At 72.0% G+C, this 21001-nt stretch carries 23 protein-coding genes; 5 read left to right on the forward strand and 18 right to left on the reverse strand.

What is annotated here, in order from left to right:
- The 3 genes from nusB to DEU32_RS07460 form a co-directional block, all read right to left on the reverse strand.
- Positions 1 to 510: a transcription antitermination factor NusB gene (gene nusB, locus DEU32_RS07450; protein ID WP_083519979.1), complete on the reverse strand. Its 510-nt coding sequence runs from the start codon at positions 508 to 510 to the stop codon at positions 1 to 3.
- Positions 511 to 521: 11 nt separating this feature from the next.
- Positions 522 to 1085, reverse strand: coding sequence for an elongation factor P (efp, locus tag DEU32_RS07455; RefSeq protein ID WP_058742126.1), 564 nt, complete (start codon positions 1083 to 1085; stop codon positions 522 to 524).
- Positions 1086 to 1222: 137 nt separating this feature from the next.
- Entirely contained in the window at positions 1223 to 2911 is a 1689-nt protein-coding gene (locus DEU32_RS07460) for an AarF/ABC1/UbiB kinase family protein (RefSeq protein ID WP_181819223.1), read from the reverse strand.
- A 127-nt stretch (positions 2912 to 3038) separates the two neighbouring features.
- Between DEU32_RS07460 and DEU32_RS17120 the strand changes: the two genes are divergently transcribed.
- Both DEU32_RS17120 and DEU32_RS07470 read left to right on the forward strand, forming a co-directional pair.
- Complete coding sequence (locus DEU32_RS17120; RefSeq protein ID WP_180225365.1) at positions 3039 to 3362, forward strand: hypothetical protein; 324 nt, start codon at positions 3039 to 3041, stop codon at positions 3360 to 3362.
- Positions 3359 to 3538: a hypothetical protein gene (locus tag DEU32_RS07470; protein ID WP_058742123.1), complete on the forward strand. Its 180-nt coding sequence runs from the start codon at positions 3359 to 3361 to the stop codon at positions 3536 to 3538. Before DEU32_RS17120 ends, DEU32_RS07470 begins: the two co-directional genes overlap by 4 nt.
- Before the next feature lie 12 nt (positions 3539 to 3550).
- On the opposite strand, the gene aroB is transcribed toward DEU32_RS07470, so the two are convergent.
- The 9 genes from aroB to DEU32_RS07515 form a co-directional block, all read right to left on the reverse strand.
- On the reverse strand, positions 3551 to 4648 hold the full coding sequence (aroB, locus tag DEU32_RS07475; protein WP_373682791.1) for a 3-dehydroquinate synthase: 1098 nt from the start codon (positions 4646 to 4648) through the stop codon (positions 3551 to 3553).
- Positions 4645 to 5187 (reverse strand): shikimate kinase, encoded by a 543-nt coding sequence (locus DEU32_RS07480; protein ID WP_395858323.1) that lies wholly within the window; start codon positions 5185 to 5187, stop codon positions 4645 to 4647. The genes aroB and DEU32_RS07480 overlap by 4 nt, the downstream gene beginning before the upstream one ends.
- Positions 5184 to 6404, reverse strand: a complete 1221-nt coding sequence (aroC, locus tag DEU32_RS07485; RefSeq protein ID WP_058742145.1) for a chorismate synthase — start codon at positions 6402 to 6404, stop codon at positions 5184 to 5186. The genes DEU32_RS07480 and aroC overlap by 4 nt, the downstream gene beginning before the upstream one ends.
- Positions 6405 to 6473: 69 nt before the next feature.
- Positions 6474 to 7967: an endolytic transglycosylase MltG gene (mltG, locus tag DEU32_RS07490; protein WP_258554811.1), complete on the reverse strand. Its 1494-nt coding sequence runs from the start codon at positions 7965 to 7967 to the stop codon at positions 6474 to 6476.
- Between the two features lie 93 nt (positions 7968 to 8060).
- A complete protein-coding gene (gene ruvX / locus DEU32_RS07495) occupies positions 8061 to 8504 on the reverse strand; it encodes a Holliday junction resolvase RuvX (RefSeq protein WP_058742143.1) in 444 nt (147 codons plus the stop codon).
- 8 nt (positions 8505 to 8512) lie between these two features.
- A complete protein-coding gene (alaS, locus tag DEU32_RS07500; RefSeq protein WP_058742122.1) occupies positions 8513 to 11170 on the reverse strand; it encodes an alanine--tRNA ligase in 2658 nt (885 codons plus the stop codon).
- 59 nt (positions 11171 to 11229) lie between these two features.
- A complete protein-coding gene (locus DEU32_RS07505) occupies positions 11230 to 11424 on the reverse strand; it encodes a hypothetical protein (protein WP_114849980.1) in 195 nt (64 codons plus the stop codon).
- A gap of 129 nt (positions 11425 to 11553) precedes the next feature.
- Positions 11554 to 12183, reverse strand: coding sequence for a 30S ribosomal protein S4 (gene rpsD / locus DEU32_RS07510; protein WP_058742120.1), 630 nt, complete (start codon positions 12181 to 12183; stop codon positions 11554 to 11556).
- A 265-nt stretch (positions 12184 to 12448) separates the two neighbouring features.
- Positions 12449 to 13831, reverse strand: coding sequence for a replication-associated recombination protein A (locus DEU32_RS07515; protein ID WP_114849981.1), 1383 nt, complete (start codon positions 13829 to 13831; stop codon positions 12449 to 12451).
- A gap of 128 nt (positions 13832 to 13959) precedes the next feature.
- On the opposite strand from DEU32_RS07515, the gene DEU32_RS07520 reads away from it, so the two are divergent.
- Positions 13960 to 14775 (forward strand): peptidylprolyl isomerase, encoded by an 816-nt coding sequence (locus tag DEU32_RS07520; protein WP_114849982.1) that lies wholly within the window; start codon positions 13960 to 13962, stop codon positions 14773 to 14775.
- A 111-nt stretch (positions 14776 to 14886) separates the two neighbouring features.
- Positions 14887 to 16119, forward strand: coding sequence for a DUF349 domain-containing protein (locus DEU32_RS07525; RefSeq protein WP_181819224.1), 1233 nt, complete (start codon positions 14887 to 14889; stop codon positions 16117 to 16119).
- A 163-nt stretch (positions 16120 to 16282) separates the two neighbouring features.
- Here the strand turns inward: DEU32_RS07525 and DEU32_RS07530 are convergent, their stop codons facing one another.
- The 5 genes from DEU32_RS07530 to DEU32_RS07550 all read right to left on the reverse strand — a co-directional run bounded on the left by DEU32_RS07530 (position 16283) and on the right by DEU32_RS07550 (position 19588).
- Entirely contained in the window at positions 16283 to 17245 is a 963-nt protein-coding gene (locus DEU32_RS07530; RefSeq protein ID WP_114849983.1) for a bifunctional riboflavin kinase/FAD synthetase, read from the reverse strand.
- A gap of 8 nt (positions 17246 to 17253) precedes the next feature.
- On the reverse strand, positions 17254 to 17694 hold the full coding sequence (locus DEU32_RS07535) for a hypothetical protein (protein ID WP_114849984.1): 441 nt from the start codon (positions 17692 to 17694) through the stop codon (positions 17254 to 17256).
- An 80-nt stretch (positions 17695 to 17774) separates the two neighbouring features.
- On the reverse strand, positions 17775 to 18140 hold the full coding sequence (locus tag DEU32_RS07540; protein ID WP_058742116.1) for a hypothetical protein: 366 nt from the start codon (positions 18138 to 18140) through the stop codon (positions 17775 to 17777).
- Positions 18137 to 19105 (reverse strand): tRNA pseudouridine(55) synthase TruB, encoded by a 969-nt coding sequence (gene truB, locus DEU32_RS07545; protein ID WP_058742115.1) that lies wholly within the window; start codon positions 19103 to 19105, stop codon positions 18137 to 18139. Before truB ends, DEU32_RS07540 begins: the two co-directional genes overlap by 4 nt.
- A 36-nt stretch (positions 19106 to 19141) precedes the next feature.
- Positions 19142 to 19588 (reverse strand): hypothetical protein, encoded by a 447-nt coding sequence (locus DEU32_RS07550; protein WP_058742114.1) that lies wholly within the window; start codon positions 19586 to 19588, stop codon positions 19142 to 19144.
- Between the two features lie 52 nt (positions 19589 to 19640).
- Here DEU32_RS07550 and DEU32_RS07555 point away from each other — a divergent pair, with 52 nt between their 5' ends.
- Positions 19641 to 20540, forward strand: coding sequence for an A/G-specific adenine glycosylase (locus tag DEU32_RS07555; RefSeq protein WP_114849985.1), 900 nt, complete (start codon positions 19641 to 19643; stop codon positions 20538 to 20540).
- A gap of 3 nt (positions 20541 to 20543) precedes the next feature.
- Here DEU32_RS07555 and rbfA read toward each other — a convergent pair whose 3' ends face one another.
- Positions 20544 to 20987 carry a 30S ribosome-binding factor RbfA gene (gene rbfA / locus DEU32_RS07560; protein ID WP_058742112.1) on the reverse strand — a complete coding sequence of 148 codons (444 nt, stop codon included), beginning with the start codon at positions 20985 to 20987 and terminating at the stop codon, positions 20544 to 20546.
- Positions 20988 to 21001 lie beyond the last annotated feature (14 nt).

A 21001-nucleotide genomic window follows, 5' to 3' on the forward strand; every position in this document is an offset into this window, starting at 1 on the left:
CTACCGGGACTCCTGGTCCCCTGCGACCGTCCGGCCGGACGGTGCGGCGTCGTCGTCGGCAGCGCCGGCGGAGGGAGCGGTGGCCGCCTTCGCCGACGGTGCACGGCCGCCCGCCACGGCGCCGAGCACGCCGTTCACGAAGCTCGCCGAGTCGTCGGTCGACAGCGACTGCGCGAGCTCGACCGCCTCGGCGATCGCCACCGCGTCCGGGACCTCCGGGTTGTACCGGAGCTCCCAGACACCCATCCGCAGGATGCAGCGGTCGAGCACGGGCATGCGGGCGATGGACCATCCCTGCGCGTGCTCCACGATCACCTTGTCGATGGCCGACCGGTCGTCGTCGACGCCCGTGACGATCTGCCGGGCGTAGTCCCAGCTCGAGGCACGCTCGGGCTGGTCGAGGTGCCGGACGGTCTCGGTCGCCAGGACGTCGGCGATCGGGAGCTCACGCACCTCGGCCACGTACAGCATGTCGAGGGCGCGCTTGCGGGCCTTCGAACGAGCACTCATCGGGCGGACGCCTATGAGTTGACGCGGCCGAGGAAGCTGCCGTCGCGCGTGTCGATCTTCACGGTGGTGCCGTTCTCCAGGTACAGCGGCACCTGGATGCGGTGGCCGGTCGCGATGATCGTCGCGTCCTTCGTGCCGCCGGAGGAACGGTCGCCCTGCAGGCCCGGCTCGGTCTCGACCTCGGTGACGATCGACGTCGGGAGCTCGATGTAGAGCGGGTTGCCCTCGTTCATCGCGATGGTGACCATCGCGGACTCGAGCAGGAAGTTCTTCGCGTCGCCGACCACGGCCTCGGAGACCGGGATCTGGTCGTAGGTGTCGGTGTCCATGAACACGTAGGACTCGCCGTCCTGGTACAGGTACTGGTAGTCACGGCGGTCGACGGTCGCGGTGTCGATCTTCGCGCCGGCGTTGAACGTGCGGTCGACGACCTTGCCCGAGACGACGTTCTTCAGCTTGGTGCGGACGAACGCGCCGCCCTTGCCCGGCTTGACGTGCTGGAACTCGACGACCGACCAGAGCTGCCCGTCGATGATGAGAACGGCGCCGTTCTTGATGTCAGTGGTACTCGCCATGGGTCTTCCGTTCGATGGTGTTGTGAAGGTCTCCCGGACGTGCGTCCGGTCCCGACGGCGGCCGGGAGGCCCGTGCCGACGCCCCGACGAGTGTAGCGGACGGGCGCGGGACGGCCAGGCGCGACGGCGGGCGCGGGTCAGCGTCGTCGGCGCGCCCGCCACGCGTCGACCGCGGCCCACAGGAGCAGCACGACGGCCGCACCGCCCATCAACCCGCCGGCGGCGCCGTTGGACAGGACCGCCGTCGGCCGGGCCGGCATCGCCAGGTACACGATCGACAGCACCCCCGCACCGGCGCCGAGCAACACCAGGAGCACCCGGCGGATCAGTCCCGACACGACCTCGCGGTCCCGCCGGTCCGAGAACAACCGGATGTTGACGGCGAGCTTGCCGTTCTCGAGTGCCTCGCCGATGCGGTCCACGCGTCGCGGCAACCGACGGACCGTGGACACGACGCCGAAGAGCTCGCGGATCGCCAGGTCCCGCACCGCACGGGGGCGCAGCTGGTCCCGGATCTGCCCCCTGGCCAGGTCCCGCGACTCCTCGAGCAGGTCGAACGACGGCGCGAGCGTCCGGAGCGTGCCCTCGAAGATCGCCAGCGCACGTGCTGCCGCGACGAAGTCCGGCGGCGGCTTGAGCCGGTACCGACCGAACACGGCGACGGCGTCGTCCACCGTCTCGACGCCGATCCGCGCACCGGGCCCGAGCTCGTCCGCGACGAACGCCGCGATGTCCCGGCGGAAGTCGGCCTCGTCCTCGTCGTTCCGGACCGGCGCCATCCGCAGCACACCGTCGGCGATCCGGGCGGTGTCGTCCTGGATGTACCCGGCGAGCAGGTCCTGCACGGTCTCGCGGAGTCCGGGGTCGAGCCGCCCGACCGACCCGAAGTCGATGAGCGCCGGGCGGCCGTCCGGCAGCAGCACGACGTTCCCCGGGTGCAGGTCGGCGTGGTAGATCCCGTCGAACACGACCTGCCGCAGGAACGCGTCGAGGACGGCGCGCATCGGCTCGTCGAGGTCCCGCGTCGACCGGGCGGCACGTAGCGCGCTGAGGGTCTCGCCCTCGAGGAACTCCATGACCATCACACGTCGGCTCGACAGGTCCCGGTAGGGCTCCGGGAACGCCACCGCGTCGGGCCGGGCGCTCCGTGCCTGCGCGGCGCGGAGTGCTGCGAGGTTCCGCATCTCCGACGAGAAGTCCACCTGCCGGACCAGGTCGTCGGCGTACTGCTGCGCGACGTCGGCGACCCCGACCTGCCGCGCCTCGGTGCTCGTCCGGGCCAGGAACCGCACCACGCGGAGCGCGATGTCGACGTCGCGACGCACCGCCGCGTCGATGCCGGGGCGCTGGACCTTCACCGCCACGACCGTGCCGTCCTGCAGCGTCGCACGGTGCACCTGCGCGATCGAGGCGGCGGCGACCGGCTCCGGGTCGAAGCTCGCGAACACCTGGTCGACCGGGGCACCGAGCTCCTCCTCGAGCAGGGCGGCGACCGCGCCGGCGTCCGCCGGGGTCACGCTCCGCTGCAGGTGCGCGAGCCCCTCGGTCCACTCCTCCGGCAGCAGGTCGTCCCGCGTCGAGAGCAACTGGCCCATCTTCACGAAGCCGCCGCCGGCCTCCTCGAGGGCCCGCCGCAGGTGTTCCGCCTGGTCACGACGCAGGTCGGCGGTCTCGGGGGCGTGCGAGAAGTCGAGCCGGCGGAAGGGCAGCAGACGGTGACGACGGGCGATCGCGAGCAGCTCGGCGAAGCGGCGGCCACGGGACCGCAGGCTGCCGGCGTCGACGTCCTGCTGACCGAGGTCGCTCAGACGGGGCGGGGTGGGCACCGGACCAGTCTGCTCCCCCGCCCTGCGCACCTGCCGCGCTCCTCCACAGCCTGGAGGCACGGCGCGCCCTCCACAGGTCGGCTCGCCTCCGACGTCGGCGTGCGCCCGGCGCGCGACGTTGGGTGGCATGGAGACCGCACTCGTCGCGGCGAGCATCGCCGCCCTGGCGTCCACTGTCGGCGCCGTCGTCAGCTGGTTCGGCGCGTTCCAGGCGCGACGGACCGTGATCCGCCACCACGCCTGGGAACGCTTCACCTGGGCGCTCCGTCAGCAGCCGCACGACCGTGCGTACGACATCTCGATCGCTGTGCTCCGGAACCTCGCGACCGTATCGTGGTGGCCGAAACCGGATCGCCGACTGGCGTACCGCGCGCTCCGTCGTCGGGAACGGGCCGCAGCCGACGCCGAACGACCGCAAGGACCGACCGCTGGACAGGAGGCCGACTCATGAGGATCTTCCGACCACTGCCGGACGCACTCGATCCAGACCGTGACGACGACGAGTACTGGGCGTGGGAGAACGGGGCCACGCTCGACGAGTTCCGCGAGTGGGAACGCACCGGTGTGCTGACCGTCTCGATGCGCGTGCGGTGGTGGTGGCGTCGGACACGACCCACGCTGCGGTGATCCCGCGCGGAGCTAGACCCCGACCTCCTGGTACGCGGTGAAGAGCAGGTGGTCCTCGGGCCCCTCGAGCGTGACCGGCTTGCCGACCCCGTCCAGGATGATGAACCGCAGCATGCCGGCCCGGGCCTTCTTGTCCCGACGCATCGTCGCGAGCAGCCCCTCCCACCGGCCGAGCCCGTAGGACGTCGGGAGCTCGAGCGACTCCAGGATCGAGCGGTGCCGGTCCACCGTGGCGTCGTCGAGGTGCCCGGTCAGCCGCGCGAGCTCGGCCGCGAACACCATCCCGACCGAGACCGCCGCGCCGTGTCGCCACTGGTAGCGCTCGGCGTGCTCGATGGCGTGGCCGAGCGTGTGCCCGTAGTTGAGGACCTCGCGACGGCCCTGCTCGGTGAAGTCGTCCGAGACGACCTCGGCCTTGAGCGCGATCGCGAGCTCGACGACGCGGCGGAACTCGGGCGTCGTCGGGTCCGTGACGCGTGCGACGTCGGCCTCGATGACGTCGAGGATCTCCGGCACGGCGATGAACCCCGCCTTCACGATCTCGGCGAACCCGGTCAGGATCTCGTTCCGGGGCAGCGTCCGTGCCAGGTCGAGGTCCACGACCACGGCGCGCGGCGCGGAGAACACCCCGACCAGGTTCTTGCCCTCGTTCGTGTTGATGCCGGTCTTGCCCCCGACGCTCGCGTCGACCATGCCGAGCACGCTCGTCGGGATCGCCAGGAAGGGGACGCCGCGGAGCCACGTCGCCGCGACGAAGCCGGCGAGGTCCGTGACCGCACCGCCGCCGAGCCCGATCACGGCGTCCGTGCGGGTGAAGTCCGCCTGGCCCATGACCTGCCAGCAGAAGGCCGCCACCTCGACGCGCTTGGCCCCTTCGGCGTCCGGCACCTCGGCGATGAGCGCCTCGAGTCCGGCGTCCGCGAGCATCTCGCGGAGCTCGTTCGCCCGGGCGCCGAGCGTCGGGGCGTGCACGATCAGCACCTTGGCGACGCGCGGACCGAGCAGCGCGGGGACGGACCCGAGCAGGCCGTTCCCGACCGCGACGACGTACCCGCCGTCACCGCCGACCCGGATCTCGGTGGTGCCCTCGGGCAGGTTCGACTCGGTCACGGTGTCCCTCCGGTGGTGGTGTCCTGCGCGGTCACCCACGCGACGACGTCCTGCACGACGTGCGACATCGGCCGCCGCGAGGTGTCGAAGGTGGCGTGCGCCAGTTCGGCGTAGGTGGCGACCCGGGCGTCCAGGATCGTCTGCCAGGCGTCGATGCCGCCCTGGGCGAGCAGCGGGCGGTCGCTGCCGGCGATGCGTTCGGCCACGGCCTCGGGTGAGACGGTCAGGAGCACGACCCGTGCCCCGGCCATGGCGTCCCGGGTGTCCGCGTGGGTGACGGCTCCCCCACCGACCGAGACGACCCCGCCGGTGGCGATCGCGTCCCGGACGGCCCGGGCCTCGAGCTCCCGGAACGCCGGCTCCCCGCGCTCCGCGAAGATGCCCGGGATCGGGCCGTGCTCGCGCGCGATGACCCGGTCGGTGTCGGTGAACGGCACGCCGAGCGCCTTCGCGACGCGCTTGCCGACGCTCGACTTGCCGGCGCCCATCGGGCCGATCACGACGACCGGCCCGTGCGGCGCCGGGTCGGGCGTGCTCACCAGGCGGTCGAGGGCTCGGCGGCGTCGGTCCGCCGGGAGCGGAGCGTCTCCGGGATCGCGGCCAGGTAGCCGTCGAGGTTCCGCTTCGTCTCGGCGAGGCTGTCCCCGCCGAACTTCTCGAGCACGGCGTCGGCGAGCACGAGCGCGACCATGGCCTCGGCGACGACGCCGGCGGCGGGCACCGCGCAGACGTCGCTGCGCTGGTGGTGCGCCGAGGCGTCCTCGCCCGTGGCGACGTCGATGGTGTGCAGGGCGTGCGGGATCGTCGCGATCGGCTTCATGCCGGCGCGGACGCGCAGCACGGTACCGGTCGACATGCCGCCCTCGGTTCCGCCGGCGCGGTCGCTCGTGCGGATGATCTCGCCGTCCTCGCGGTACAGCTCGTCGTGCGCCGCCGACCCCCGTCGCCCGGCGGTCGCGAAGCCGTCACCGACCTCGACGCCCTTGATCGCCTGGATGCCCATGATCGCGGCGGCCAGACGGGCGTCGAGTCGACGGTCCCACTGCACGTGGGAACCGAGCCCCGGGGGGACGCCGTAGAACAGGACCTCGACGACCCCGCCCAGGGTGTCGCCGTCCTTCTTCGCGGCCTCGACCTCGGTGACCATGCGTGCGGACGTCTCGGCGTCGAAGCACCGCAGCTGGTCCTCGTCGAGCCGGTCGACGTCGTCGGGCTGCGGCAGGTCCGTGCCGTCCGGCACGCGGACGGTACCGACCTGCAGGGTGTGCGCGACGGACCGGATGCCGAGCTCGGCGAGGAACGACTTCGCGACGGCGCCGAGCGCGACGCGGGCCGCGGTCTCACGGGCGGACGCGCGCTCGAGGATCGGACGCGACTCGTCGAAACCGTACTTCTGCATCCCGACCAGGTCGGCGTGACCCGGACGCGGGCGGGTCAGCGGGGCGCTGCGGCCGCGGGACATCTCGGTCTGCTCGACGGGCTCGGGGCTCATCACCTCGACCCACTTCGGCCACTCGGTGTTGCCGATGCGGATGGCGATCGGGCTGCCGATCGAGAACCCGTGGCGGACACCGCCGGAGACGTGCAGCTCGTCCTGCTCGAACTTCATGCGGGAGCCGCGGCCGTACCCGAGCTTCCGCCGTGCGAGGTCGGTGCGGATGGACTCGAACGACACCGGCACACCCGCGGGCAGGCCCTCGAGCATCGCGATGAGTTCGGGTCCGTGGGACTCACCAGCGGTCAACCAACGAAGCATGTCGACCATCCTCCCACAGCGGACCACCGTGCGACGCGGCAGCCGAGCCGGCTCACTGGCCCGATCGGCTCACTGGTACGACGGGTGTGCCCGCAGCCAGGCCCGGAACTGCGCCACCGCGGCCTCGTGCTGCGGCAGGGTGTCGGAGAACACGGTCTCGCCGGTCTCCAGGTTCACCGTGACGAAGTACAGCCAGCTCCCGCTCGCGGGCTGGGTGACGGCCTTGATCGCGACGTCGCCCGGGTTCGAGATCGGTGCCGGCGGCAGGCCCTTGTGCTGGTACGTGTTGTACTTGTTCCCCGCGTCGGCGCGCTCGGCGTCGGTCGTCGTGACGGTGTGGGTGTTCCCCGTCCCGTAGGCGACGGTCGCGTCGGACTGCAGCGCCATCCCCTGGTCGAGACGGTTCTGGAACACGCGCGCGACCTTCGGGAAGTCGGCCGCGACGCCGGCCTCCTTCTGCACGAGCGAGGCGAAGATGATCACCCGCTCCTGGTCGGCCTCGGCGACGCCCGCCGCGGCGAGGTGCTGCTTCATCGTGTCGACCATCGACTGGAAGTACTGCTTCGCGCTCCAGCCCGGGTTGATCGGGTACGTGGCCGGGAACAGCCAGCCCTCGAGCGTCGTGGTGCCGGCCGGCAGCCCGTAGGCCTGCACGTCGGCGGCCGCGGACGAGACCTCTTCCTTGGTGAGACCGGCCTTCGAGACCATCCCGGCCTCGATGTCCTGCAGGGCCGTGCCCTCGGGGATGACGATGGAGGCCTGCACGCGGTTCTTCTCGTCCTGCAGTGCCGCGAGGGCCGACTTCGCGCTCATCTCCTTCTTGAGCGCGTAGGAGCCCGGCTGGAACTGCACGTTCGGCGACGTCAGCAGCAGCTTGTAGAACACCTGCGAGCTCTTCACGACACCGCTGCGCTGCAGCGTCTTCGCGACGTCCTCGCCGATGTCGCCCTGCTTGATCGTGATGGTGACCTTGCTCGTCCCGGACCCGGAGTAGTCGTCCGACTCCTGGGCGCCGCTGATCGCGCCGATCACCTGTTGGATCTTCGGTGCCGCGAACGCGTACGCCCCGCCGCCGGCGGCGAGCACGACCGCCACGATCACGATCCCCGCGATCAGCGGTCCGCGTCGTCGCTTCGGTCGCGGCTCGCGCGGCGGCCTGGAGGATCGCCCTCCGCCGCCACGGCCGTCACGTCCGCCGCCTCCCGCGGCCCCGCCGCCGGGTGCCGCACCGCCACCGGCGGCTGCGGCACCACCGACGAGCCCGGCGTTCCGGGCTGCGTCCGCCGGCACCTCGCCGGTCAGGAGCGCCCGCACCTCGGGGTGGAGCTCGTCGTGGTGCTGCGCGACGGGAGCGTCGGCCGGCGACGTCGGTCGCGTGCTGTCGGCGTCGTCGCCGTCCCGTCGACCGCGGGCCGCCTCGGCGGCGCGGGCTTCGCGGCGGGACAGCGGCTGGTCGGCGCTCGTCGGACGCTCGGTGTCGTCGGGTCGTACCGCGGGCTGCTTGCGCCCGTCGGCGTCGTCACCGGGCGCGATGATCGCGTTCCAGTCCAGGTCGTCTGCCAACGGATCCTCGGTTCCTCGGGTCGGGGGCTCCGCCTGGGGGTGTCGGTCCGGGTACGACGGTCGGTGGCGGCGTCCTCGTCGTCGGCCGACCGGTCAGGGGAGCGTGGCGCCGGGGGCGGCGCTGGACGCACGCTCGTGGTCGAGCGCGTGTTGCAGAATGATAACAGCGGCCGCTTGGTCGATCACGGCCCGGGACTTCTTCGTGTTCTTGCCCGCCTGGTGCAGGCCGCGCTGGGCCGTCACGGTCGACAGACGCTCGTCGACGAGCCGGACCGGACGGTGCCGTGCGATCCGCTCGGCGAACGCGCGGGCGTCGGCGGTCGAGGGCGTGTCACCGCCGGACATCGACAGCGGCAGTCCGACGACGACCTCGAGCACGTCGTACTCGTCGGCGATCGCCAGGATGCGCCCGAGGTCCCTGCTGTCGTCGCGTCGCACGGTCTCGACCGGGGTGGCGAGCAACCCGTCCCGGTCGCACACGGCGACGCCGATCCGGGCGCGACCGACGTCGATGCCGAGTCGTCGCCCGGACCGCATCGTCACCGTCAGCCCGCCAGGCGCGCGGTCACCGCACGCAGGGCCGCCGGCAGCGCAGCCGGATCGGTCCCGCCGCCCTGCGCCAGGTCCGGCTTGCCGCCACCGCCGCCGCCGAGCACGCCCGCGGCCTCCTTCGCGAGGGGTCCGGCCTGGACCCCCGCAGCGCGCGCGGCGTCGTTGGTCACGACGATCACGACGGGCTTGCCGCTCACCACGGCACCGAGCACGACCACGGACGCACCGTCGCCGAGCTGTGCGCGCACGCCGGTGGCGAGCGAACGGAGGTCGTCGGCGGACTGGACGCCGTCGACCGTCTCGGCTACGACCGTCGTCGCGCCGACCGTCGTGGCCTGCTTCGCGATGCTCGGCACCCGCTGCTGCAGGTTCGCCGACTCGAACTCGGCGATGCGCTTCTGGGCGGCGCGGAGGTCCTCCATCAGGCTCTGCACACGTCCCGGCAGGTCGTGCCGGGGCGCCTTGAGCGCGCTGGACAGCTGCGAGACGATCGTGCGCTCGACCGCCAGGTCCCGGAAACCCTCGAGTCCCACGAGCGCCTCGACGCGGCGGTTCGTCGAGCCGACGCTCGACTCCCCCACCAGGTTGACGAGGCCGACCTGGGCGCTCGAGGCGACGTGCGTGCCACCGCAGAGCTCACGGGACCACGGTCCGCCGATGTCGACCATGCGGACCTCGGCGCCGTACTTCTCGCCGAAGAGCGCCTGGGCGCCGAGGGCCTTCGCCTCGTCGAGCGGCAGCACGCGGGTGGAGACCTCGAGGTCGGAGCGGATCGCGGCGTTCACGACCTCCTCGATCTCGGAGCGGGTCGACGTCGAGACCGGCTGCGACCAGGAGAAGTCGAGGCGCATGTAGCCGGACTTGTTGTACGAACCGGCCTGCAGCGCCTCCGGGCCGAGCACGTCGCGGAGCGCGGCGTTCACGAGGTGGGTCGCGGAGTGCGCCTGGGTCGCCCCGCGGCGGTACTCGGCGTCGACGACGGTGGTGGCGGCGTCGCCGACCCCGACCTCGCCGGACCGGACCTGGACCTTGTGACTCCAGAGCCCGGCGACCGGACGCTGCACGTCGAGGACCTCGAGGTCGAAGCCGTTGCCGACGATCGAGCCCTGGTCCGCGTCCTGGCCACCGCTCTCGGCGTAGAGCGAGGTCTCACCGAGGATGACCTCGGCGATGTCGCCCGCGACCGCACGGTCCACGCTGACACCGTCGACGATGATGCCGAGGATCGAGGACTCCGCCTCGAGCGCGTCGTAGCCGAGGAACACGGTCTCGCCCGCGGCGCGGAAGGCGCTGTAGACGCTGAGGTCGGCGAGGGCCGTCTTCTTGCTCTTCGCGTCCGCCTTGGCGCGGGCGCGCTGCTCGGACATGAGCGTGTCGAACGCGGTGCGGTCGACGACGACTCCCGCCTCCTCGGCCATCTCCATCGTCAGGTCGATCGGGAAGCCGAACGTGTCGTGCAGCAGGAACGCCGTGTCGCCGCCGATCGACGGGGCGCCGTCCTGCTTCGCCCGCTCGACCGCCACGTCGAGGATCGTCGTCCCCTGCGCGAGCGTGCGGAGGAAGGTCTCCTCTTCCGCGTAGACGGTGCGCGCGATGCGGTCGTACTGCTCCGCGACCTCGGGGTAGGCGTCCCGCATCGCATCGCGCGACGCCGGGAAGAGCTCGGGGAAGGTGGCGCCCTCGACGCCGAGCAGGCGCATCGCGCGGACCGTGCGGCGCAGGAGTCGGCGGAGGATGTAGCCACGGCCCTCGTTCGACGGCGTCACGCCGTCGGCGACGAGCATGAGCGACGAGCGGACGTGGTCGGCGATGACGCGCATGCGGACGTCGTCCGCGTGCACGGCGCCGTAGCGGCGGCCGGAGATCTCGGCCGCCTTGTCGAGGACCGGGCGCACCTGGTCGATCTCGTACATGTTGTCGACGCCCTGCTTGATGAACGCGACGCGCTCCAGGCCCATGCCGGTGTCGATGTTCTGGTTCGGCAGGTCGCCCGTGATGTCGAAGTCGACCTTCGACCGCACGTTCTGGATCTGGTACTGCATGAACACGAGGTTCCAGATCTCGACGTAGCGGTCGTCGTCCGTCGCAGGACCGCCGTCGATGCCGTACGCCGGGCCGCGGTCGAAGAAGATCTCCGAGCAGGGGCCAGCAGGACCGGGCTGCCCGGTCGACCAGTAGTTGGTGTCCTTGCCCAGGCGCTGGATGCGCTCGTCGGGCAGCGACGAGTGCTGCTTCCAGAAGGCGATCGCCTCGTCGTCGTCCTCGTACACGGTGACCCACAGGTCCTCCGGGTCGAAGCCGAGGCCCCCGTCGGACTCCGACGACGTCAGGAACTCCCAGGCGTACTGGATCGCCTGCTCCTTGAAGTAGTCGCCGAACGAGAAGTTACCGTTCATCTGGAAGAACGTGCCGTGCCGCGGGGTCTTGCCGACCTCTTCGATGTCGTTCGTGCGGATGCACTTCTGCACGCTCGTGGCGCGCGGGTACGGCGCCGGGACGAGCCCCGTCAGGTACGGGATGAACGGCACCATGCCGGCGACCGTGAACAGGAGCGACGGGTCGTCGGAGACGAGCGACGCGGACGGGACGACGGTGTGCCCACGGTCGCCGAAGTACTGGAGCCAACGGCGGCGGATCTCTGCGGTCTGCATGGTGCTTCCTGGGTCGAGGAGTCGGTGGGAGGGTGTGCGCGGGGACGCGGCTCGGGCCGTCAGTCGACGACGTCGGTGGACGGGCGCAGCTCGGCGTCCCGCGACCGGTAGCCGTCGGCCACGGCGTCCGTGAAGGCCTTGGTCCGGGCGTTCACGTCCGCGAAGAAGCGCGCGCCACCCGGGGTGTTCGCGATCCGGTGCGCTGCGGCGAACCCGATGACGACGCCGACGGCGACGAAGAACAGCTGCTTCACGGTGCCCCTCCCTCTCGCGCACGCGGGCGGCGCGTGCCCGACGAGTCTAGTGGCGGGGAACCCCCGGTACGCCGAACGGCGGGCCGTCCTCCTGAGAGGACGACCCGCCGTTCGGGTGTGATCCGTGGATCAGCGAGCTGCGTAGTACTCGACGACGAGCTGCACTTCACAGGTCACGGGGACCTCGGCGCGCTTCGGGCGACGGACCAGGCGGGCCTGGAGCTTCTCGATCTCGACCTCGAGGTAGCCCGGGACCTTCGGCAGGACCTCGAGGTGACCACCGGCGGCGGCGACCTGGAGGGGCTCGAGGGACTCGGAGCGCTGCTTGACGTGGATCATCTGGCCCTCCTTCACGCGGAAGGACGGACGGTCGACGAGCTTGCCGTCGACCATGATGTGACGGTGCACGATCAGCTGACGGGCCTGCGCGGTGGTGCGGGCGAAGCCGGCACGGAGCACGAGGGCGTCGAGGCGCTGCTCGAGGAGCTCGACCAGGTTCTCACCGGTCAGGCCCTTCGTCTTGCGGGCCTCTTCGAAGACGATGCGGAGCTGCTTCTCGCGGATGCCGTACTGGGCGCGCAGACGCTGCTTCTCACGGAGACGGACGGCGTAGTCGCTGTCCGCACGACGGCGGGTGCGGCCGTGCTCACCGGGGCCGTAGGGGCGCTTCTCGAGGTAGCGGGCCGCCTTCGGCGTCAGCGGGATGCCGAGCGCGCGCGAGAGGCGGGTCTTGCTGCGGGTGCGTGACTTGGTAGACACAGGGTCCTTTTCTCTGTCTGAACTGAATGACTCGTCGGACACCACCCGTCCGCGGGCGCTGCGTACCGGGGGCACTGCATGCTCGCGAGCGTGCTCGGTCCCGACGACGGGATCCAGAGGGATGAGCCTGTGGGATCGGACGGCTACAGTCCGAACCTCTGTCCCCGTACCGCCGGAGCGGGACTCTGTCCTCGGCGCAGCCGCACGCGAGGACCAGGACGTAGGCCCGGCAATGTTAGCAGCATCTGGACCCGCGGTGCCAGCACTACTCGCCGCGGGTGATCTTCCGGAGCCGCTCGAGGCGCGGACCGACCTCGCGCTCGTACCCGTTGCCGGTCGGCGTGTAGTACTCGGTGCCGTCGAGGACGTCGGGCAGGTACTGCTGTCGGGCCACCCCGTGCTCGGCGTCGTGCGAGTAGACGTAGCCCTTGCCGTGCCCGAGCCGCTTCGCCCCGGGGTAGTGCGCGTCACGGAGGTGCATCGGCACGACGCCCATCCGCCCGGCCTTGACGTCGGCGATCGCCGCGTTCACGCCGTTGTAGGACGCGTTCGACTTCGGAGCGGTGGCCAGGTACACGACCGCCTCGGCCAGGGGGATCCGGCCCTCGGGCATGCCGATGAGCTGGACGGCCTGCGCCGCGGCGACCGCGATGGGCAGTGCCTGCGGGTCCGCCATGCCGATGTCCTCGGACGCGGAGATGATGATGCGCCGCGCGATGAACCGCGGGTCCTCGCCCGCCTCGATCATGCGGGCCAGGTAGTGGAGCGCGGCGTCGACGTCGCTCCCCCGCACCGACTTGATGAAGGCGCTGATGACGTCGTAGTGCTCGTCGCCCTGGCGGTCGTAGCGGAGCAGCGCCCGGTCCACCGCGGCCGCCACGGTGTCCGCGTCGACGACCGGGACGGTGTCGACGCCGTCGAGCGGCGCGTCGTCGTCGTCCTCGGGGTCGGCAGCGGCCGCGATGGCCGAGGACGCCGCGGCCTCGAGCGCGGTCAGAGCGCGTCGGGCATCGCCGGAGGACAGCCGCACGATGGCCGCACGGGCGTCGTCACCGAGCACGACCGACCCGCCGAGCCCCCGTGGGTCCTCGACCGCGCGGTCGACGAGCATGCCGAGGTCGGCGTCCGTGAGGGGCTTGAGCGTCAGGAGCAGCGACCGGGACAGCAGCGGCGAGATGACGGAGAACGACGGGTTCTCGGTCGTCGCCGCGATGAGGATCACCCAGCCGTTCTCGACGCCGGGCAGCAGGGCGTCCTGCTGCGCCTTGCTGAAGCGGTGGATCTCGTCGAGGAACAGCACGGTGGTCGAGCCGTACAGGTCGCGGTGGGTCAGGGCCTTCTCCATGACCTCGCGCACGTCCTTGACCCCGGCGGTGACCGCGGAGAGCTCGACGAACTCGCGACCGGACTGCCGCGCGATCGCCTGCGCGAGGGTGGTCTTGCCGGTACCGGGCGGCCCCCAGAGGATCACCGAGACCCCACCCGGGTTCTCGCGCGTGCCCGTCGCGAGCTGCACGAGCGGACTGCCGCGACCGAGCAGGTGCTGCTGCCCGGCCACCTCGTCGAGGCTGGTGGGGCGCATCCGGACAGCGAGCGGCACCGAGCCCTGTGCCAGGCCGGCGCGACCGCCGGTGGTGGGCGCACGCATGCCCGATCGATCCGCTGCCATGCGTCGATCGTAGGCCGACCCACCGACGTGGGCGTGCCTCCAGGCCGGGCGCACCGCGCCGTCCGCTACGCTCGGCGGCACACTCGACGAGAGGTCCGATCAGCACCGTGGCACCGAAGAACCAGTCGCGCGACAACCGCGAGGCGCGCGAGCGGCTCCGTCTGTACCAGGCCCGTCAGGGGCTCCACGACCGGCAGCGCCGGCGCCGGGTGCGGGACAACACGGTCGGTGCGGTGGTGCTCGTCCTGGTCGCCGCGCTCGCGACCGGGTCCCAGCTCGTCCACGCGGGCACGCAGGGCTCCGGGAAGGCGGACGCCAGCGCGAGCACGTCGGCCACCGCGACGGCGACCCCGTCCGCCAGTGCCTCGGGCGACACCGGAGACGTGCCGAGCAAGTCCATCGCCGGCGGGAAGACCTGGACCGGCACGCTGACCCTGAACAAGGACGTCGAGCTCGGCATCGAGCTCGACGGCAAGGCCGCCCCGCAGGCCGCGAGCGTCGAGATCGACCTCATCCGGAAGCAGTTCTACGAGGGCACGACGTGCCACCGGCTCGCCGACAGCGCCGACTTCAAGTTCCTGCAGTGCGGCTCCGCGAACGGCGACGGGACGGGTGACGCCGGGTTCCAGTACGGGCCGCTCGAGAACGTGCCGAGCGACGGGGAGTACCCCGCCGGCACGATCGCGATCGCCCGTGGGTCCTCGCCGACGTCGCAGACCACGCAGTTCTTCATCGTCTACGGCGACACGACCCTCGACGGCTCGACGGGCGGCTACACCGTGGTGGGCAAGGTGACGAGCGGCCTCGACCGGCTCGAGTCCCAGATCACCTCGAAGGGCATCGCCTCCCCCGGGAGCGACGGCACGGGCGAGCCGAAGGTCGCGACGACGATCACCGGCGCCACCATCGCCGAACAGCAGTAGTCCACAGGTCGCACGGACGCGGGTCGCGGAGGCCTCCCGTGCAATAGGCTGACGACCTGACCGTGCCGACGGTGACGTCGGTGATGCACGACCACGATCGAGGCGAGACCTGTGGGACCTGACGAAGCAACGACCTGGGGCCGGGTCGACGAGAACGGGACGGTGTACGTCCGGTACGAGGACACCGAGAAGGCGGTCGGCGAGTACCCCGACGCCACCCCGGACGAGGCGCTCGCGTACTTCGCGCGGAAGTACGCCGACCTCGAGGGGCAGGTGAAGATCGCGGAGCAGCGCACCCAGCGCGGTGCCTCGGCGAACGACGTCGCCCGCACGGTCGAGCACCTCCGCGCGCAGGTGACCGAGGCCCGGGTCGTCGGTGACCTGAAGTCCATTGAGGATCGCGTCGCGAAGCTCTCCGAGCAGGTCGGTTCGCTGACCAAGGAGCAGCAGGTGCAGGCGCAGCAGGCCCTGACGGACGCCCTCGCGCACCGGACCGCCCTGGTCGAGGAAGCCGAGCAGCTCGCGGCCGTCGATCCGGCGCGTGCGCAGTGGAAGCAGATCACCGCACAGCTGGACGACGTGTTCGCCCGGTGGCAGCAGCACCAGCACGACGGTCCCCGTCTGCCCAAGAACGAGGCGAACGAGCTCTGGAAGCGGTTCCGTGCCGCCCGCTCGACGGTCGACCAGCACCGCCGCGCGTTCTACTCCGAGCTCGACGCGCAGCACCGCGACGCACGGGGCCGCAAGCAGGAGCTCGTGCAGCAGGCCGAGGCACTCGCCTCGCGCGGCTCGGACGGGATCCCCGCCTACCGCGAACTCCTGGACGAGTGGAAGCGCGCTGGCCGGGCGGGCAAGCGCCACGACGACGCGCTCTGGGCGCGGTTCAAGGCCGCCGGTGACGTGCTGTTCGAGCAGCGCCACGCCGAGGCTGCGGTGGAGAACGAGGAGTACTCCGCCAACCTCGTCGCGAAGCAGGAGCTCCTCACCGAGGCCGAGCCGCTCCTGCAGCAGCACGACCGCGTCGCCGCGCGCCGCACGCTCACCGACATCCAGCGCCGCTGGGACGAGATCGGCAAGGTCCCCCGCGGGGACGTCCGCCGCATCGAGGACCGACTGCGCGCGGTCGAGGACCATGTGCGGAGCCTCGAGGACCAGCACTGGAAGGCGTCGGACCCGGAGCGCAAGGCCCGTCAGACCGGCCTCGCGAGCCAGCTCGAGGACGCGATCGGCAAGCTCGAGGCCGAGCTCGCCGAGGCGCAGGCCTCCGGGAACGCCCGGAAGATCAAGGACGCGCAGGAAGCCCTCGACGCCCGCAAGATCTGGCTCGACGCGCTCGGTGGTTGAAGATCTGAGCGGTTGAAAATCCGAGTGGTCGAAGCTCCGAGCGGTTGACCACCCGGTCCACGACGAGGGCCCCCGCGCGTGCGGGGGCCCTCGTCGTCCGGAGGACCGTCGTCCGGGTGATCGTCGATCGGGTGACCGTCGATCGGGCGACGCTCGGTCCGGGTCAGACGGGAGCGGGCATGCCGAGCAACAGACGGATGTCGAGGTCGTCCTGCCGCATCTGGGCAGCGAGCTCGTCCATCGAGGAGAACGCCACCATGCCCCGGACGTAGGACACGAACAGGACCGAGATCGTCTCGCCGTACAGGTCGATGTCGACGTCGAGCAGGTGCGCCTCGATCTGCTTCGCGGGCACGCCCTCGAAGGTCGGGTTGTTCCCGACCGAGACAGCCGCGGGGTAGACCGTGCCGCGGTGCAGGACCCGAGCGGCGTACACCCCGTCGGCGGGGACGAAGCCCTCGCACGCCGGGTCGAGGTTCGCGGTCGGGTAGCCCATCGCACGGCCGCGCTGGTTGCCGTGCACGACGGTGCTGCGGACGGCGTGCTCCCGCCCGAGCAGTCGTGCGGCCTCGGCCACCCGGCCCTGACCCAGGAGCTCGCGGATCCACGTGGAGGACACGCGGCGCTCGTCCGACTCGCGGACGTCGTCCCGCAGGTCGACGTCGTCGATGAGCTCGACCGTGAAGCCGTGCCGCTCCCCCAGCGCCCGCAGCAGGGCGACGTCGCCGGCACCGCGGGCACCGAAGCGGAAGTCGCTGCCGACGAAGACGAGCCGGGCGTGCAGCGTGTCGACGAGCACGTCGGACACGAACGACTCCGGCGCCTGCGTCTGCAGGTGCTCGTCGAAGCGGAGCAGCAGGGTCGCGTCGACCCCGACGGACTCCAGGAGCTCACGGCGCTGCGGAGTGCTCGTGAGGGCCGGCGGGACCCGGCTCGGGTCGATGACGCTGAGCGGGTGCCGGTCGAAGGTGACGACGGTCGACACGAGCCCCTGTTCGCGTGCGGCACGCTCGAGGTGCGCGATCACGGCGCGGTGGCCGACGTGCACGCCGTCGAACTTGCCGATCGTCACCGCGCTCGGTCCGAAGCCCGAGGCGACGTCGGCAGGGTCGTCGTAGAACTGCACGCGCGCCCCTACTCGCCGGCCGTGACGGTGCTGCGGGCGGGCTCGGCGGCAGCCGTGCGGTGGTGCTTGCGGAGCCACCAGAGCCCGGCGATCGGCAGCACGAGCGGCGCGAAGACGTAGCCGAGGCCGTAGTACGACCAGACGGTGTCGTCCGGGAAGAGCTGTCGGTCGACCAGGGACAGCGTGCCGACGATCAGCACGCCGGCCATCTCGAAGCCGATCGTCACGCAGGCGACCCGGTACCAGAACCGGCCGGGGGCGATGAGGGCGATCATCGCGACGATGTACACGACCGCCGCCACCGCGCTGAGCGTGTAGGCGAACGGCGCGTGCGAGAACTTCTCGATGATCTGCACGACGCTGCGTCCCGTCGCGGCGAGGGCGAGGATGCCGTAGACGGCGATGAGGACACGGCCGACACCGGTCGCGAGGGAGGATCTGGTCGCCACGGCACCGAGTCTACCGACGCCCTGGGACACCCGATGCCAGCCCGAGCCGCTGTCCGCCCCGAGCACCCGGTGGGCGCTGGTCAGTTCAGCGCGAACCAGATCTGGTACATCCGGTAGACCATCACCGCGACGGTGAACGCACCGGCGCCGAGGACGACCGTGCTCCAGCGGGTGCGGTCGATGAGCGCCCAGACGATGGCCGCCGGCGGGACGAGCAGCACCGACACCGCGTACACGCCGAACTCGAGCCCGTTGCCCTGCGGCGGCGACCCGACGGCCGGCAGCACGAGCGACACGACCCCCTGGGCGAGCAGCAGCACCTCGATGAGGGCGAGCGCTCCGACCGTGTAGTCGTTCGGCTTCCACCCGACGAACCCGACGACGACCGTGAAGATCCCCACGACGACCGCGAGCACGAGCTGCACCCACATGAACCACTCGATCACGCGTCGGCTCCGCTCCGGTCGGCGTCCGCGGCGGCGGACGCCGGCGCGGGGAAGTTCGTGATGACACGGAGTCGCCCGCGCCGGACCGACACGAGTCCGACGAGCCGGTCGTCCGCCGTCGCGACCGCCGCAACGGGGCCGTCGTCGTCCGGGTGGTCGGCGGCGACCCGCTTGCCGTCCGTCAGGTCCTTCGCCGCCTGCGGGTCGAGCGACACGCTCGGGAAGAGCCGCCGCGCGACGTCCGCCGGCCGGGCGAGCGCGCCGAGGACGTCGACGTCGTCGTCCTCGAGGTCGACCGCGTCGGCGACGTCGAACGGGCCCACCGCCGTCCGACGGAGCGCGGTGAGGTGCCCGCCGGTGCCGAGCGCAGCCCCGACGTCCCGGGCGAGGGCGCGGACGTACGTTCCCGACGAGCAGTCGACGACGACGTCGAGGTCGACCACGGCGACGTCGGCGCCGTCCACGCGGACCGTGTGCTCGGTGCGCGCGGTCACGTCGAAGCGGGACACCGTGACGGTGCGGGAGCGCAGGACGACCTCCTCGCCCTTCCGCGCGAGGTCGTAGGCGCGACGCCCGTCGACCTTGATCGCGCTCACGGTGGAGGGCACCTGGTCGATCGTGCCACGCTGCCCCGCCACGGCGCGGTCGACCGCGGCCTCGCCGACGTCGGCGCCGAGGACGCCCGGTGCGGCGGTCGGGGTGCCGTCGGCGTCGTCCGAGTCCGTCGACACGCCGAGCCGGATGGTCGCGGTGTAGGTCTTGCCGAGGCCGACCAGGTGCGTCAGCAGACGCGTGGAGGGGCCGGCGCCCAGGATGAGCAGGCCGGTCGCCATCGGGTCGAGCGTCCCGGCGTGCCCGATCTTCTTCAGGCCGAGGCGGCGGCGGGCGATCGAGACGACGCGGTGGCTCGAGATGCCCTGCGGCTTGTCGACGAGGAGGATGCCGTCAGGCGCGGAAGCGAGCACCGGACGAGGGTACCAGCGGCGCTGCGGGGCCGGCGCTCAGCAGGCGTCGTTCCAGTTGCGCCGCGGGTGCTCGGGGTCGGTCGCGTCCAGGATCGCGGAGGCGGCGAGCTTGACGTCCGCGCGGCGCTCGAGCCGCCCGTCCTCGCGCTCGACCCACAGCGACCAGCGCCACAGCCCCCGCGCCCCCGGCGCCAGCAGGCCGTGCCCGTGCACGACCAGGACACCGTCGCCGGCGCCCGTCGTGCGGAACGGCGTCACGACGTCCGCACGGAGCCGGTCGACGTCGTCCGAGGGAGCGGCGGCCGCCATCGCGGGGACACCGTGCTGCTCGAAGCCGGCGACGAGGCCGGCGGCGACGCGCTCGAGGTCGGTGCCGTCCTGCCCGTCCACCCCGATCACGGCGCGGTTCGTCCCCACCTGCGCGATCACCTCGCCCGCGATCGCGGCGTACGTGTCGGTCTCCTGCGGTGCCCAGCGTGCCATGCACCCACCGTAGGCTGTCGTGGTGAACGCGAGCGGAGCCTCCCGTCCTCCTGTGGACGAACCGTCGGACGCGACCCGACCCGACCTCGCGACCCCGCTGGTCGCTTGGTTCCGCGCCGAGGCGCGTGACCTGCCGTGGCGCCGCCCCGGCTTCCCGGCGTGGGGCACGCTGGTCAGCGAGGTCATGCTGCAGCAGACGCAGGTCGCGCGCGTCGTCCCCCGACTGGAGGCGTGGCTCACCCGGTGGCCGACGCCTGCGGACCTCGCGGCGTCACCCCCGGCGGACGCGGTGCGTGCCTGGGACCGGCTCGGCTACCCGCGTCGCGCGCTCGCGCTGCACGCGGCGGCGACCGCCATCGCGGAACAGCACGACAACGTCGTGCCGCGGGACGTCGACGCCCTGCTCGCGCTGCCGGGGATCGGTGACTACACCGCGCGTGCCGTCGCGGTGTTCGCGTACGGCGACCGCCACCCGGTCGTCGACGTGAACGTCCGGCGGGTCCTCGCCCGCGCGCTGCTCGGGCAGGGCGAGCCGGGACCGGCGAAGGCGAAGCAGGACCTGCCGCTGATGGCGTCCGTGCTGCCCGAGGAACGCGACCTGGCGGCGGCGACGAACGCGGCCGCGATGGAGCTCGGGGCGCTGGTCTGCGTCGCCCGCTCCCCCGCGTGCGACACCTGCCCGATCGCCGACCGGTGCGCCTGGCGCGCCGCGGGGTACCCGGAGCACGACGGACCGCGAGCACCGAAGCAGGCGCGCTTCGCCGGGAGCGACCGGCAGGTGCGCGGCCTGATCATGGCCGAGCTGCGGTCGAGCGACGTCCCCGTACTCCGTTCCGAGATCGACCTGGTCTGGCCGGACGACGCACAGCGGGAGCGTGCCCTCACCTCGCTCCTCCGCGACGGGCTGGCCATCGGGGACGATGCGGGCGGGTACACGCTCCCGAGTGCGTGAGGGTCAGGCGCGGTCGTCGTCCTCGTCCTCGTCGTCGTGCTTGTACGGGTCGGCGTCGCCGGCGTACTGCGCACCGGCCGAGGCCGCCTTCACCTGCGCGTCGCGCATCTGCGCCTGGGCGAGCAGGTCCTCCATGTGCGCCGAGGTCTCCGGCAGGGCGTCGGCGATGAACTCGAGCGAGGGGGTGAGCCGTGCCGTGATGTTCTTGCCGACCTCGCTCCGGAGCATGCCGGTCGCGGCCTTGAGCGCCGCGGCGGAGTCGGCACGCTCCTCGTCGGAGCCGTAGACGGTGTAGAAGACCGAGGCGTGCTGCAGGTCCCCGGTGACGCGGACGTCGGTGATCGTGACGAAGCCGAGACGCGGGTCGCGCAGACCCTTGTCGAGTCGACGAGCGACGACTTCCTTGATGCGGTCCGCCATCTTGCGTGCGCGCTGCGGATCGGCCATTGGGTGCCTCCTGG

It is taken from the genome of Curtobacterium sp. AG1037, from assembly GCF_003349855.1.
GTDB classification, from domain to species: Bacteria; Actinomycetota; Actinomycetes; order Actinomycetales; family Microbacteriaceae; genus Curtobacterium; species Curtobacterium citreum.

Bases quoted from the DNA above. Each gene is read 5' to 3' on its own strand.
- alaS (WP_058742122.1), bottom strand. From the start codon at position 11,170: ATGCAGACCGCAGAGATCCGCCGCCGTTGGCTCCAGTACTTCGGCGAC.
- nusB (WP_083519979.1), bottom strand. From the start codon at position 510: ATGAGTGCTCGTTCGAAGGCCCGCAAGCGCGCCCTCGACATGCTGTAC.
- DEU32_RS07470 (WP_058742123.1), top strand. From the start codon at position 3,359: ATGAGGATCTTCCGACCACTGCCGGACGCACTCGATCCAGACCGTGAC.
- rbfA (WP_058742112.1), bottom strand. From the start codon at position 20,987: ATGGCCGATCCGCAGCGCGCACGCAAGATGGCGGACCGCATCAAGGAA.
- DEU32_RS17120 (WP_180225365.1), top strand. From the start codon at position 3,039: ATGGAGACCGCACTCGTCGCGGCGAGCATCGCCGCCCTGGCGTCCACT.
- DEU32_RS07515 (WP_114849981.1), bottom strand. From the start codon at position 13,831: ATGCGTGCGCCCACCACCGGCGGTCGCGCCGGCCTGGCACAGGGCTCG.
- ruvX (WP_058742143.1), bottom strand. From the start codon at position 8,504: ATGCGGTCCGGGCGACGACTCGGCATCGACGTCGGTCGCGCCCGGATC.
- DEU32_RS07550 (WP_058742114.1), bottom strand. From the start codon at position 19,588: ATGGCACGCTGGGCACCGCAGGAGACCGACACGTACGCCGCGATCGCG.
- efp (WP_058742126.1), bottom strand. From the start codon at position 1,085: ATGGCGAGTACCACTGACATCAAGAACGGCGCCGTTCTCATCATCGAC.
- aroC (WP_058742145.1), bottom strand. From the start codon at position 6,404: ATGCTTCGTTGGTTGACCGCTGGTGAGTCCCACGGACCCGAACTCATC.